Here is a 14076-nt window from a genome sequence, read left to right as displayed (position 1 = left end):
AAAACAACGAAAAAAGCCCCGGCATGATAATCATGCCGGGGCTTTCATTATTTTAGTGGTAGTACTATTTAGCCGTTGCTGTCACTAACTGCTCTTCATCTGATTTTTTCAAGAAGGCATAAGTCACGCCTGTCACAACAGTACCTGCAGCAATGGCTACCAGATACATCAGTACCGGCGTAATTGCATTCGGGATAAAGAGAACAAACAGGCCACCGTGTGGTGCCATCAGTTTTGCACCAAATAGCATAGATAGTGCCCCCGTTAACGCACCGCCAGCCATGCAGCTTGGGATAACACGCATTGGATCACGAGCCGCGAATGGAATCGCACCTTCGGAGATAAAACATAAGCCCAATACAAATGATGCTTTACCTGCCTCGGACTCACTGGCATTAAACTTACGTTTGGCAAGGAACGTCGCCAAGCCCATACCCAGTGCTGGTACCATACCTGCCGCCATAATGGCCGCCATTGGCGCATAAGTCTGGGAAGCCAGCAGACCAACACCGAAAGTATAGGCCGCTTTGTTAACAGGGCCACCCAGGTCAAAACACATCATTGAGCCAAGAATAATACCAAGCAGTACCGCATTTGCAGAGCCCATGTTATTCAAGAAGTCAGTCAGACCTGTCATTGCTGCGGAAACCGGGCCACCAACAATGTAAATCATGATAAGGCCAGTGATCAGGCTTGATATCAATGGAATGATAAGAATAGGTTTCAGTGCTTCCATTGACTGAGGCAGTTTTAGGTTATCGGCAACAAACTTGGCGCTATAACCTGCCAGGAAACCCGCAACGATACCACCAAGGAAACCCGCGCCCGTTGAGCTTGCCAGCATACCACCGATCAGGCCAGGAGCCAGACCCGGACGGTCAGCAATCGAGAAAGCAATGAAACCGGCTAGTACCGGTACCATCAGTGCGAAGGCTGAGCCACCACCGATAGTCATCAGAGCAGCAGCCAATGTGCCCTCTTCTTTAAACGCTTCAATACCAAATACAAACGACAGTGCAATGGCCAAGCCACCAGCGACAACAAGTGGTAGCATATGCGATACACCTGTCATCAGGTGTTTATAGGCACCTGTTTTTTCCTGTTTCTGTCCTGCATTAGAAGAAGCACCCGCTTCATGCTTATAAACAGAGGCTGTAGAAAAGGCTTTGTCCAGCTCTTGGGTCGTCTTCTTCAATGCCAGCCCGGTGCTGGTCTTATACAGCTTCTTACCATCAAAGCGAGACAGGTCAACGTCAATATCGGCCGCAATGACCACCAAGTCAGCCGCAGCGATCTCTTCAGCTGTCAGTTGGTTCTTCGCACCTACCGAGCCGCGGGTCTCAACCTTAATGGTATGCCCCTGGCGTTTACCCTCATCTTCCAGAGCCTCTGCCGCCATGAATGTATGCGCAACACCGGTTGGACACGCTGTGATCGCGACAATTTTTTTCGAACCAGAGGTAGAGTCAGAAGCTGACTCTTTAGCAGATGCGACAGCCTGTACATTCTTCAGCACCTTCGCTTGCGCGATAGCTTGCTCGAGATAGGTCTTCGGATCAGCCAAGCAATCATCAATAGCTGACTGATAAACCTTTTTACCTTTGAAGCGTGTTGTATCAACAGCCGTATTTGCCGCAATTACAATGCAATCAGCCTCTTTGATTTGTGTATCGGTTAATGCCTTAACCGACATCACTGTTGACTGGCACTCAATATTGGCCGTCAGTTTAAGTTCTGCTGCAGCTTTTTCCATTAAGCCAGCGGCAATAACACTATTTGCAATGCCGCTAGGGCAAGCTGTTACAACTGCGATTTTCATCATGATACCCTCTGTTCCATGTTAGCATTCACGTTGCTATTTAATAGTTGGACACTTTCTTTTACCGCCAGTACCGAGTTGAGATCATCAACACCGACACCAACCTGGCTAACAGCCAATGCTGAAAGCGCAGTGGCAAAACTCAGCGTCTCTTGTTTATTCCAGTTATTGAGTTGCCCCCAGCACAGACCCGCCACTAATGTGTCACCTGCACCAACAGTACTCACAACATTCATCTTCGGTGGCTGAGAACGCAGCCAACCTTCGCTATTCAGCCACATCACGCCTTCTGCACCCAACGACACCACAACATTCGCAATGCCCTTTTGTGCTAGCTGCTCTGCAGCCTCTGTTAAATCCTGTTTTGTGGTCAATTCACGACCAGCCCAATCTGATAGCTCTTCATCATTAGGCTTAACCAGCCATGGCGCGGCATTCAAGCCAGCAGCTAGTGCAGCCTTGCTACTGTCAAAAAAGACATGCTTACCGCGCTCTTGTAGCTGAACCACCCAGCTGGCGCAAAGTTCAGGAGAAATCCCCTGAGGCAAACTCCCTGCCATCACGAACACATCATGGCTGTCTGCCAAAGTGAAAAGTGTTTGTTCAAATTGCTGAATGTCCTGTTCAGAGACCGCAACACCGGGGAAGTTAATATCGCTGACCTGCCCACTAGCCTCGACCAGCTTGACGTTGATCCGGCTAGCGCCGTTTACTCGGACAAACTGATCAGCGACACCCAAGGTTTCAAACAACTGGCAAAACGGTTCCTGATTATCAGCACCTAGCAGGCCGGTAACGGTCACGTCTGCGCCCAGCTCGGCCAGCACCTTGGCAACATTCACTCCTTTGCCTGCCGGATGAAGGCTCCCCTTCTCAACCAGGTTAACCGTACCTGCAGTCAACGCATTGAGGTTACCGGTCAGATCCAAAGCCGGATTCAAGGTAACAGTCACTACCTTCGGCTTCTTACAATCAGTCATTACTTACCCTCTCCCAAACCATCAGCAATTGCCTGTCCGATAGCGTGTAGTGCCTGCTCTGCATCTTCCCCGTCAGCAGTAAACTGTAATTCGTGGCCGTGCTTCACACCGAGGGCAATCACTTTCATCAGGCTTTTCGCATTAACTGCTTTGCCATCTCCATTAAGGTTGGAAACCAAGATATTTGAGCTGAATTTTTTAGCAACGCTAACCAGCATTGCCCCAGGACGTGCATGAAGGCCGTGTGAGTTGCGGATCTTGAATACTTCGCTGTTACCTTCGATAACTTCCTGCGTCAGCAGTGAAACCACTTTCTCTTCATCAGCTGTAAACAGTGTTTCCACCTGCTGCTTATAGAGCAGCTGGGCCAGGAAGTTCATGTTATTCAGGTGTGAGCCATTACAGGCAGCAACCATCAACAAGCCTTTAACCTGTTTCCCCTGCTCCTCGAATGCCGTCTCCGGTGTGACAAAAGCCAGGGCCGTTTTGCTCACATCTATATGTGTTTTTGCCAACCATAGGCCTTGCCCGAGGTAACTAGCTCCCGATGAAATTGCATCGGCAATACTGCCATTGCCTGCCGCCTGTCGGTTCTTCACCAAACCTGCAGCAACAGCCGTTAGCTGAACCAAATCTGTCGCCGGGAAGGCCAATTGAACTAAGCCCGCATCTAACTCGGCTTCTAGCTGCTCTTCACCATTTAAAATTGCAATCAAACCATCGGCGCTATCACTGTGCTTTAGCTTTTCTTCAACGCCGTCAGCCGACAGTACCTTTGTCAGTTGCTTGAGGATCCCTAGGTGTTCATCTGACTTAGCGGCAATACCAATCGCCAAATACGCTATTTTGCCGTCACCCCAATCCACCCCTTGCGGAAAGTGATGTACACGTACGCCAGTTTGCTTTACCAAACCCCGGGTATCAGTTGTGCCATGCGGGATCGCAATACCATTTCCCAGAAACGTCGAATTCTGCGCTTCACGATCCAGCATGCCGTTGACATACCCCGTATCAACCAAGCCTTGCTGTTCCAAACCCGCAGCCAATGCCTTGATGGCTTCTTGTTTATCAGCAGCCGCTTGCTTTAGCTGAATATCGTTATTTGATAGTGACAACATGTACTCACTCCAGTCTTTGTTTGACTCGGCGAAAACCCCTTTCGCCCTATCTGCACGTCTTAAATTTAGTTTAGTTCCAACAGAAGCTGAAACGTTTCAGCTTTTTTGCTAAAAGTAAAGCTAAGCAGAACTTATAATTCTTTGACAGCTTCACTGAAACCATTCAGCTTACATGCTGAATGGTTTCAGCAGGTATTGCAATTGTTCAGTATCAGATCATTGCCGAATATATGATCGGGCGCACAAATTCAGTCAAGGATCAAGAATAGATAGTAGAGAATGAAATTAGACGAACAAACTTCTTTAAGTCAGAATTTGAGCCGCTCGGCGGCCCAAACTCTGATTTGATTATGGTGATATCGAGGTATAGTCCCCTTCAACTCAGCAGTCTACTGCCAGAACAGCCAGGCAAAGAGAGCCAAGGTGATGATGCAGACAATGTTTACAATCACCCCGACTTTCATCATCTCGCGCTGTTTAATATAACCTGAGCCGAAAACGATGGCGTTAGGTGGCGTTGCGACTGGCAACATGAAGGCACATGATGCAGCCACGCCAATAAGCGCCGATAGGATCACAGGCGATACGCCCAGCACCTCGGCGATAGAAGCGAATATTGGTACTAGCAGAGCAGCACTTGCCGTATTGCTGGCAAACTCAGTTAGGAATACGACAAAAGCCACCACAATCAGAAAGGTGAAGAACAATCCGGCCTGTTCAAGGAACCCACTTAGACTGTGAGCAAGGAAGACACTGGTACCGGTAGCTTTGAGCACATTACTCAAACAGATCCCGCCCCCAAACAGCAACAACACTCCCCAATCTGTGGTTCTATCAATGTCTTTCCACTCAACCACCCGGCTAATCCCAAGTAGCACAAGGGCTGACAGGGCCACCAGGCTATCAAATTTGCTAAAACCACCAAGAAAGGCGTTCAGGGGTTTACTGAAAATCCACATGAAAACGGTAATACCGAAGATGACCAACGTGGTCAGCTTTGCGTTGTTCCACTTCACTGGCTCGTGGGTTATTTCAAACGTATGCTTAAGGTTTGGCTTTAGCATCAAATAAAGCAGGCCTACCACCAGAGGCAGCAAAACAAGTGTGACAGGCAAACCCAATGCCATCCACTCGGTAAAACTCAGCCCCACTTCGGTTGCAGCAATGGCGTTTGGCGGACTACCCACGATAGTGGCAATACCACCGATACTGGCGCAGTATGCTATTCCTAGCAGAACAAAAACATAGGTATTGTGTTCCTTTTTGGCATTGACCTTACTCAGAATGCCCAGCACCAGAGGCAGCATCATTGCCGTCGTTGCCGTGTTGCTGATCCACATTGAAAGGACAGCGGTCACCCCGAACAACATCATTGTGGCAACCGCCATACGGCCTTTGGCAAACAACAAAACCTTATCGGCAATCGCTTTATCCAGCTCCTGGCGATGCAAAGCTGCTGCCAACGCAAACCCTCCAAGGAAAAGGAATATGATCGGGTTGGCAAAGTTACCAAGCGCCTGAGGTGTTTCAAATATCCCTAACCCGACAGCAAGCAAGGGAACAAAAACAGCGGTGATACTGACGTGAATGGCTTCTGTTAACCAAAGTATGGCAATGAAAGTTAGCAGGCTGAGACCTACGACGACATCGGGCTCAAATGGCAGGGTGTTTAACAAGATAACAAACAGCGCAACATCACCGAGGAAAATCACGCTGTTACGGTCATACAACCAGTTTTTAACGGCGAGGCTTAAGGTTGTCATACGCTTTCCTTTTTTGTTCATTGTATTAATGACCTAGGTACGACAGTTGAAATAACCTACTCCGATTATTGATGGAGTGCGGTAACTAATACAATTATTAGCACAACCAAGCTTTGATTGTTAATGAGATTAACGATTAAAAATAATGAGTTAGCTATTAATAACAAGAAGTATGCGATACCTAATCATAAAGGCGTTATACCTTGTGATCACAGCAGCGCTACCTTTCCACATTTGTTCCTTATTTCTTGCTCATGGTTTGCACGTTTTCTCCGTAACCTACGGCTGAATGGTGATAAAAGGGGCTAAACAATGAACTCGAAGCAAATCGGTAATGTACTTATGATCAGGTGGAAGGCAGCATTCATCATATTGAGCCTGGCAAGCATAACAGCCTGCAATACAGAAGGAGATGACGACAGCAGCGATAGTATCGGCAACAGTGATATTACCCAAGTCACAACCTATACCACCTACCATTATCCGGTTGTCGATACAGAGCAGGCAGCCTGTTACAACACCAGTAGCGAAATAACATGTCCGGATTCAGATGAAAGCTATTATGGCCAAGATGCCCAACATGCAGGAAATGCTTCAAGTTATTCCATCTATTCCACTGATATTGTTGTTGATAACGTAACCAGCCTCATGTGGCAAAGAAGCCCAGATACCGATGGTGATGGCAGTATTCTCTCCGGTGATAAACTCACTTATGAAGATGCTATCAACTATTGCGAAGACCTCTCGCTTGGGGGGTATACAGACTGGCAGCTGCCGGATATCCAACAGCTCTATTCGCTTATCATATTCACTGGTACAGATCCGAGTGGTTACGACGGCGACGATACCTCAGGGCTTACTCCATTTATTGATACCAACTATTTTGAATTTGCCTACGGTGATACCGATGCTGGCGAACGCATTATTGACGCTCAGTATGCCTCCAGCTCAATGTATGTTGCTGGCTCAGACAATAAGCTCTTTGGGGTGAATTTCGCCGATGGACGGATCAAAGGCTATGACCTAGAGCTCAATGGTACAGATAAAACCTTCTTGGTCACCTGCGCCCGAAATACGCAGGAAACGACCAACCTCCCTGAGTTTGGCGAGGACGTTTTCTTAGATAATGGTGATACAACCATTACAGATTTGATCACAAACCTGATGTGGACCCAAGACGATAGCGAATCTGGTTTAAATTGGACCGAAGCACTCGCCTGGGTAGCCGATAAAAACAGCAGTAACTATCTCGGCTACAGTGACTGGCGCCTGCCCAATGCCAAGGAGCTTCAAAGTATTCTGGACTATAGTCGATCTCCGGATACTACTGGCACTGCCGCTATTTACCCTTTGTTCAATGCAACCCCTATCGAAAATGAAGCAGGTGAAGTGGATTATCCTTATTACTGGACAAGTACCACCCACCTGAATTGGACGGATACCCCGGCATCTGCGGGTGTTTATGTCAGCTTTGGCCGCGCTTTGGGGTATATAGACAATGCTTGGACAGATATTCATGGTGCAGGCGCGCAACGTAGCGATCCTAAGGAAGGTAACCCTGATGATTACCCGACAGGACATGGTCCGCAAGGGGATGCCATTCGCATCTACAATTATGTACGCATGGTGCGAGATGTGATGTAGCTAAGTTTAGCTAATTAGACATAGGTAGAAAGAAGGGAGAAGTATCATATTCTCTCTTTATACTCAGGAAAGTATCAATAATAATGACGAAATATTGCTCATAGAAGCCACGAGAGGAAACAAGATGTTTTTCTACTCAACCACTATCATTCTGGGTCAATTTCCACATAATCGATGATGTGACGATAATTCCAACGTTCATCAACGAGGATTTTCACATCTGCTTTATTAAACGTAACGATTAGAATACGCTCATCCGGTATCGAGTCAGTAATCGTCCCTCGCAATTTGGTTACCAAATGTTTCGCTTGTTTTTCCATCTCAGGCTTATATTTCAGGTAAGCACTTACTTGGTTATTTTCCTGGCTTTCTTCTACTTGCCCCACAGGGTTTGGTGCAGGCATTCCCCGGTTATAAGCCAAAGCCGGACAGCTTGATAAAAGCACCAAAACCAATGCCAGCCCTCTTGCAGGCCAGATATCCAAAAACACCTGTAAAGCACATTTTATTTGCATATCCCAACCTTTGTTAAAGTTGATACGCCAGCCATTTAGTATGCCCATATCACGTCAATCGTCGTCAATGGGCTTTAAGCAACCGTCTCCTGAAGTTCGATATCAGTATAGTTGACGACGTAAGGCTTAAATCAACAGTATCCCAAGCACTTAACCTGGAAATATTTTCAGAAGCTATTGTTGAGCCAGAGATAGTTTACACTTTTACCCTTTATATTCACGACTGAAAGGCCTTTTCGCCCAACCGGTACAGGCGCTTCATTTGTTTGATGAGATCAACCTTATGGTGATCCAAACGACGACGGTTAAGCTGTGTGTTTACCCCCTCTTCATAATTAAATAGGAGAAAGTCAGCAATTTGCTCAATATTATATTTTTCTGCTCCGTCACAGATAGCAACCGGAATGATGTCATCCGGGGTTAACTGTTGTTGGTTATATGCGACTGCTGCTTTGATTGTCTCAGCCTTAGCTGAAGTCGGTGCACTTAGATCATAAGGAGGGTGCCACTCATTAACTGGCTGCAGCCTATCAACCTGATTTAACAGCGCCAATATTAACGGCTTCTTACGTGCTCGGTGTTTCTCGTCGCAATAAAACGCATCCAGCTTATGTTTCAATAGCACATCAAGCTGCCTTGCAGATTGATTGGCTTTCAACACCCAAAATACCATGTCACTATTTACTAGCTGCTCTAACAGTAACTCATCGGTTTCTTGCCGACCATCAATCCCCGGAAGATCGACGAAATGCACCCAATCGATCCCTTCCACTTCGCAACGGTGGATCATCACACTGTCCGTTGAAGGCAGTGCACTCACTTCTGCAACCATGCTACCTACTAATGCGTTAATCAGCGATGACTTACCCGCGCTGATCTGTCCTACAACCGCAACTCGTAGAGGTTCAACATCTGCGACAACCTTCTCTTGGTCTGCTCGCAATACAGAACTTGCCCCAAGCTCATTATCTCTAGCAGCAAAACGGCCGCTATACAGTTCAATGGCGACAGAGGCCACTTCTTGCAACAGTACACGTTTTAATTTGGTTTGAACTTCATCGCTCACCTCATCAAAGATATGACCAAGGATCTGCCCCCTGGCCTCTGCGACCAATCCTGCCGGCGTCATTGCTCTAAAGACACGATAAATATCGTAAACCTGTTTTGCCGCACCCAATTTATCTTTTTGCTGGTAACCTTGTTTCAACGTAGTAAGGCGAATTTTCTCTGCAAATGGCACATGCTCGAGCAGAAACTGGCGATAGCGACGGCTGACCTCCTCAACCATCAACAGAAATTCCGGTGCGGTAAACGCCAGTTCTTTCGACTGCTTATCAGGGTGATAATGATCCGCCGTTTCCATTGCGAGCAAAAAAGCATGATCGCGTAATCCCCCCCATTCTGAATTCGTACTCAAAAGGACATCAATGCGCTGATTAAGAACTTGCCAGGTTTCGTTATCAAACTCACTCCATTGTCCCGAGGGCTCAACATCATAATCAGGCACGGTATGCAATGCTTGTTCATCCGCCTGCCAGAGCTTTCTAACCAAGAAGTAAGGTATGATCACCGCTATTGATGATATCGCCGCCAAGATTGCGAACAGCAACCACCGACCATCCTGCACCAAGCTGATCACACCAATAACCGCCAATATCAATAAAGGTATCAACAATGAGGCCAGAAGCAGCGGTACTACTCCTCTCGAGAACTGTGCCAGGGTACCAATACTATTTCGGGTTCTTTTCATGCAGATCCTTTACATTATTGAACGCTTGTTCAAAAGCTTGCTTGATTTCCTGTTCGGAAACCGGCTCGCCCTTACTGATATGATAAAGGTACTTGCAGGCCGCCCGCCCTATTGCGTAGGTTGAACCAAAACTCAATGCGGCTGCCGTTGCACTTCCGACGGTTTGCCCGTAGACAGGAATCAACTTCACGAGTTGCCTGAGCCCAAGCTTTGACAGGTACTGAATCACAAAACTGGTCCCGAGCAAGCCTGCAAACTCGCTAAACCTTTTCCTATCCCATTCGACCCCATATTGGTTTGCCAAGCTATGCAACATTTTGCCTTGAATAGCGGGAACCGAAACCAAACCAACAGCGGGAATGGCATCACTTGCCCCCGCTGTTCCCGCATACCACATCACTTCTCGCTTTAGCTGGTGAAAATTCGCTTCTTCACGGCTGTGGTGCTCTTGCTCATCAGCCAGTAAATAGAGGATTGGCAACATGTCGGCCAGCGACTTTCTAAGCGCCTCTAACCCGACCGGATGCCCATCATCAGGAGAAAAATCTACCGTCACCGATTCAAGCTCACCCTGCCAGACACTCTCAACCTGTGACTGGTTATAGCTGATAGCCCTATTTCGCTCATCGGAGTCCGGCAGCGACAAAATACCGGTATGGACAATCAACAGTTGCTTGATAGCCCCTGATTTGCGTATTTTTCGCAAGGCATTTAACACATCACTTTGTTCCGGCTCTTCGGCTTTCATCACAATCAGCAATGCGTGGCTCTGGTGCTGGCAGGCTTCGATATCCTCTTCAGGATCATAGTTCGCTTCAGCAAGCCCACGTGTGTCGAGAAAACCCAGCAGCGGGTTACTTTCCGGATAGCGATAAATGACTGAAGATTGGGTACAGGGCTGAAAACCATTGCCGACAGCAATAGCTGAGTTATTCGTTATGGACTGAACAAGGGAAGACTTTCCGGCTCCCGTTTTCCCTAATAGCCAAATCGTCGGCAGCTGCGACTGCCATTGCGAAGCGGCAGACTCAAGATCAGGGTTTACCGAAGGATTGATATATTGATAAATTTGCTTAAAAAAGTGATGCATAGCTACAAGTACTTCCTAGTGAGAACACCTATATTCCTACTCCGATATACCTGCTTCGATTTGAACCAAAGATGAACGAAGCTATGGTCTGTCTATTCACGTTCCAAATGTACAGCTTAATAAGAGTAACTGTGCTGAGTACATTCTAGTAAGTAACTGAAACTAATACTGACAATACCATAGCTTAATCTGAAAAAGTGCTAACTATCTAAAAATAGATCCCGCTGTAAGCTACCACCTGGATGGCAGGCATAATGTTTAAAATCAGTTACCCCTTGGTGCCTGAGCACTTCTTCATCAATGAAAAAGTTCCCGGTACACTCTTTGGCATCCCTAGTGATGATCTCATAACAGGCATCAGCCATGATTTCCGGGTTCCGCGAGCGATCCTTCAGTAATTTCCCTGCTGTCATATTCAATATCGCTGAAGTTGCAATCGCTGTTTTCGGCCACAGCGCATTAGACGCTATATCATAGGCTTTGAATTCCTCAGAAAAAGTCAGTGCCATCATCGACATTGCGTATTTTGATGCGGTATAGGCACCGTGGTTTTTGAACCATTCTGGTTTGAGGTTAATCGGTGGTGAAAGAGTAAGGATGTGCGGGTTATCCGATCGTTTCAGGTAAGGCAAACAAGCCTGAGTCAGTAAATATGTGCCCCGTACATTGATAGAAAACATCAGGTCAAACTTTTTACTTGGGGTATTTTCGGTATTTTCCAGATTGATCGCGCTGGCATTGTTGATAACAATATCGATGCCAGAGGTTTGCTCACAAGCTTGCTCTACCGCATGCTTGATCGCCTCTTCATCGCGAATATCCAATACAATAGGGATCGCCCTACCTTTACCCATCTCGTTGATTTCATCCGCCGCGGTATAAATTGTCCCAGGGAGTTTAGGATGCGGCTCGGTTGTTTTCGCAGCGATGATTACGGTTGCCCCAGCCTCTGCACAGCGTTTTGCTATGGCAAAACCAATTCCCCGAGAGCCCCCACTAATAAAAACCGTTTTATTATCTAATGCCCCGAACCGCCCAGTTAGCGGCGGGCTGGTATTTGACTCGTCAGATTTTACTTTTGGCAGGTTAATAGTACTGGTGATCACTTCCAATTTGTTAATCAGCCGTCTGGCCTTATCAAATATTGTTCCCATTGCTTTTCACTTCCTTTTGCATATCCGCCTATTATCAACGCCAATCCTGCAACGTTGTTCCCTGGTTCCATTATAGAGCAAATATTCAACTTACTACCTACCCATTCCTAAACTGGCAAAGCAAGGGAGCGCGCACCTTTATTAAGATATTGATTTTCAACAATTATTATCACTCTCTCTAAAACTCAATTATTCCCATCATAGACGTTTCTCTTTTTAGCAAATAGCGTTTGGATTTTGGCCATAATCGGGGCGTGATCAGTTGGATCCACTAAGGCCTCAATCAGATATAGCCCTGAAGCGTGCTCTGCATGTTCAAGTGCTTGCTGTAATTCTGGAAGAGTAGTGACTTTTTCTCCCTCACAATGGAGAGATTTGGCAAGAGCAGTATAATCCCAGGAGGGAATATCATAATACTGTTTGAAATCATCCAAGGCCCGCAACATATTATATCCGCTATTATTCAATACCAGCACAATTGCACGGATCCCCTGTTGTTGAATGGTCGCAATTTCAACACCAGTCATCTGGAAGGCTCCGTCTCCCACAATAATCAAAGGGCGCAGATCTTTCCGGGCCATTCCTGCACCCAGACCTGCAGGGGCTGCAAACCCCATGCTCGAATAATACCCAGGAGCCATAAATATATCCGTTTTGAGTCCCAGCCCGATAAACCATGCTTCTCCTATATCTGCCAGCACACTGTACTTTGATGCATCCAATTCCTTCAGCGCATGGAGGGTCTCAACCATCTTCAATGGCTCACCCGGTTTCCCTTGTATCCCTTCCTCTAAGTCTTTCGCAATCTCCACTTGAGCAGGAAGTACTTTTCTAGCGGGTAGCGGTCTCTCGGCTAACGCCGTAACCATCGCCTCCATAGGTAAGTTTTCATATTTATGATGAAAAACCTCAGTAACAAATTCGTGGATCGCAATATGGCGATGTCTATTGATTTCCCCGGTTAAAAAACCGGTATTCACGTCGCTATGGATAACACCAATGGAGAGCACACTGTCTGCATTTTCTATAATATCTCTAGCTAGAGGATCTCCCAGCTCTCCCATATATACGCCTCGATATTGGGAATGGGTTTCTGGAAATGAAGCCTTTCCCAATACCGAGCTGACGACCGGAATTCCCCATTGTTCCGACAACCTGATCACCTGAGGAGCTAGATTATTTCTACGGACACCAACCCCTGCATAGATGACAGGGGAAACCGCCGTAGTCAAAATATGTACTATTTCCCGGGCCGCCTCATTGAGCGTATCTTGATTGAACTCGAATTTGAGGGAGAGCGTACGGGGAAAATCAATGGGAACCCGGACAGGCGAATTGATCATGTCCCGGGGAATTTCAAGATACCCTGGTCGTTTTAATTGAATAATGGTTTGAATCAGCCACTCAAGATCATTCACCGCTGTTTCCGGGTTGTCCAGAGTAATTGCAGCCGCAGTAATCTCACGAAAGACGTTTAATTGGCTATTAAAATCTTTTACCAGGTGATGCGGGTAATATCCTGGAGTTCTTCCTTTAAGATCGGGCGCTCCACTAATTACCAGGACAGGAGAATGCTCTGCATACGCCATCGCTACCGGGTTGACCATATTCAACCCTCCCGGGCCAAACGTGGTCAAAGCCACCCCTAGCCCCTTCAACCGAGCATAAGCATCTGCAGCAAAAGCTGCACTGGGTTCATGAGTACAAACAATGCTTTTCATCCCGTATTCTTCCTGGGCTGCATACAGAGGAAGAACAAAATCCCCAGGGATCCCGAAAGTACAATCCACACCTTCTTTTTCAATGCGTTGGAACAAAACTTGAGCGAGTGTCGTCATAAACCTCTCTCCTATTCCATATACCCCGCCTCATTTTATTAAGCGGCTGATTTATAATATATAATTACACCAACGTCGGTATGAAATTAACTTTTTATAATCAGTTAGGTATAAGTACGGGCAAAATGTTGGTCTATCAGTGAGACAGGTGTTAATTATGCCTCCCGGATAAGGCCTAATATTCATAATTAGGATACACAATTAGAATAGGTATAAGTTTCTGGTTTTACCAAGAAATATGATAGTAAGCCGGGGAAACTCAACTATTCATATAGGAGTAATAATTATTGTTCGACAAATATAAAAAACCACTAGAATCGCATTGATTTGCATTTATATTCGCCATGTGGAATATGATCGAACGATAAATTTATTAATGCAAGTTCGAACATTTCTTCATTAAAT

10 protein-coding genes are annotated in these 14076 nt (G+C 46.5%); 1 reads left to right on the top strand and 9 read right to left on the bottom strand.

Going from position 1 to position 14076, the window contains the following annotated elements:
- Positions 1-64 precede the first annotated feature (64 nt).
- The 4 genes from fruA to AC51G0_RS08385 all read right to left on the bottom strand — a co-directional run bounded on the left by fruA (position 65) and on the right by AC51G0_RS08385 (position 5680).
- Positions 65-1819: a PTS fructose transporter subunit IIBC gene (gene fruA / locus AC51G0_RS08400; protein WP_496301903.1), complete on the bottom strand. Its 1755-nt coding sequence runs from the start codon at positions 1817-1819 to the stop codon at positions 65-67.
- Positions 1819-2799 (bottom strand): 1-phosphofructokinase, encoded by a 981-nt coding sequence (gene pfkB / locus AC51G0_RS08395; protein WP_496301596.1) that lies wholly within the window; start codon positions 2797-2799, stop codon positions 1819-1821. The genes fruA and pfkB overlap by 1 nt, the downstream gene beginning before the upstream one ends.
- Positions 2799-3917, bottom strand: coding sequence for a fused PTS fructose transporter subunit IIA/HPr protein (gene fruB, locus AC51G0_RS08390; RefSeq protein ID WP_496301595.1), 1119 nt, complete (start codon positions 3915-3917; stop codon positions 2799-2801). Before fruB ends, pfkB begins: the two co-directional genes overlap by 1 nt.
- Before the next feature lie 389 nt (positions 3918-4306).
- Positions 4307-5680, bottom strand: a complete 1374-nt coding sequence (locus AC51G0_RS08385; protein WP_496301594.1) for an SLC13 family permease — start codon at positions 5678-5680, stop codon at positions 4307-4309.
- 312 nt (positions 5681-5992) lie between these two features.
- Between AC51G0_RS08385 and AC51G0_RS08380 the strand changes: the two genes are divergently transcribed.
- The gene (locus AC51G0_RS08380) at positions 5993-7324 is read left to right on the top strand and encodes an Lcl C-terminal domain-containing protein (RefSeq protein ID WP_496301593.1); all 1332 of its coding nucleotides are present in this window, start codon (positions 5993-5995) and stop codon (positions 7322-7324) included.
- A 146-nt stretch (positions 7325-7470) separates the two neighbouring features.
- Here the strand turns inward: AC51G0_RS08380 and AC51G0_RS08375 are convergent, their stop codons facing one another.
- The 5 genes from AC51G0_RS08375 to AC51G0_RS08355 all read right to left on the bottom strand — a co-directional run bounded on the left by AC51G0_RS08375 (position 7471) and on the right by AC51G0_RS08355 (position 13671).
- Positions 7471-7887 carry a hypothetical protein gene (locus AC51G0_RS08375; protein ID WP_496301592.1) on the bottom strand — a complete coding sequence of 139 codons (417 nt, stop codon included), beginning with the start codon at positions 7885-7887 and terminating at the stop codon, positions 7471-7473.
- A 169-nt stretch (positions 7888-8056) separates the two neighbouring features.
- On the bottom strand, positions 8057-9589 hold the full coding sequence (locus AC51G0_RS08370; RefSeq protein WP_496301591.1) for a GTPase family protein: 1533 nt from the start codon (positions 9587-9589) through the stop codon (positions 8057-8059).
- Positions 9570-10679 (bottom strand): YcjF family protein, encoded by a 1110-nt coding sequence (locus AC51G0_RS08365; protein ID WP_496301590.1) that lies wholly within the window; start codon positions 10677-10679, stop codon positions 9570-9572. Before AC51G0_RS08365 ends, AC51G0_RS08370 begins: the two co-directional genes overlap by 20 nt.
- 200 nt (positions 10680-10879) lie before the next feature.
- Positions 10880-11833 carry an SDR family oxidoreductase gene (locus AC51G0_RS08360; protein WP_496301589.1) on the bottom strand — a complete coding sequence of 318 codons (954 nt, stop codon included), beginning with the start codon at positions 11831-11833 and terminating at the stop codon, positions 10880-10882.
- Positions 11834-12018: 185 nt separating this feature from the next.
- Entirely contained in the window at positions 12019-13671 is a 1653-nt protein-coding gene (locus AC51G0_RS08355; protein WP_496301588.1) for a thiamine pyrophosphate-binding protein, read from the bottom strand.
- Positions 13672-14076 lie beyond the last annotated feature (405 nt).

This window comes from Photobacterium sp. HL06 (assembly GCF_059552575.1).
Note: the sequence above shows the minus strand (reverse complement) of the source record. Positions and strands in the feature narration are given on the sequence as shown.

What these genes read in the sequence shown, in the direction of transcription:
- fruA (WP_496301903.1), bottom strand. Translation starts at nt 1,819, where the DNA reads ATGAAAATCGCAGTTGTAACAGCTTGCCCTAGCGGCATTGCAAATAGT.
- pfkB (WP_496301596.1), bottom strand. Translation starts at nt 2,799, where the DNA reads ATGACTGATTGTAAGAAGCCGAAGGTAGTGACTGTTACCTTGAATCCG.
- fruB (WP_496301595.1), bottom strand. Translation starts at nt 3,917, where the DNA reads ATGTTGTCACTATCAAATAACGATATTCAGCTAAAGCAAGCGGCTGCT.
- AC51G0_RS08385 (WP_496301594.1), bottom strand. Translation starts at nt 5,680, where the DNA reads ATGACAACCTTAAGCCTCGCCGTTAAAAACTGGTTGTATGACCGTAAC.
- AC51G0_RS08380 (WP_496301593.1), top strand. Translation starts at nt 5,993, where the DNA reads ATGAACTCGAAGCAAATCGGTAATGTACTTATGATCAGGTGGAAGGCA.
- AC51G0_RS08375 (WP_496301592.1), bottom strand. Translation starts at nt 7,887, where the DNA reads ATGGGCATACTAAATGGCTGGCGTATCAACTTTAACAAAGGTTGGGAT.
- AC51G0_RS08370 (WP_496301591.1), bottom strand. Translation starts at nt 9,589, where the DNA reads ATGAAAAGAACCCGAAATAGTATTGGTACCCTGGCACAGTTCTCGAGA.
- AC51G0_RS08365 (WP_496301590.1), bottom strand. Translation starts at nt 10,679, where the DNA reads ATGCATCACTTTTTTAAGCAAATTTATCAATATATCAATCCTTCGGTA.
- AC51G0_RS08360 (WP_496301589.1), bottom strand. Translation starts at nt 11,833, where the DNA reads ATGGGAACAATATTTGATAAGGCCAGACGGCTGATTAACAAATTGGAA.
- AC51G0_RS08355 (WP_496301588.1), bottom strand. Translation starts at nt 13,671, where the DNA reads ATGACGACACTCGCTCAAGTTTTGTTCCAACGCATTGAAAAAGAAGGT.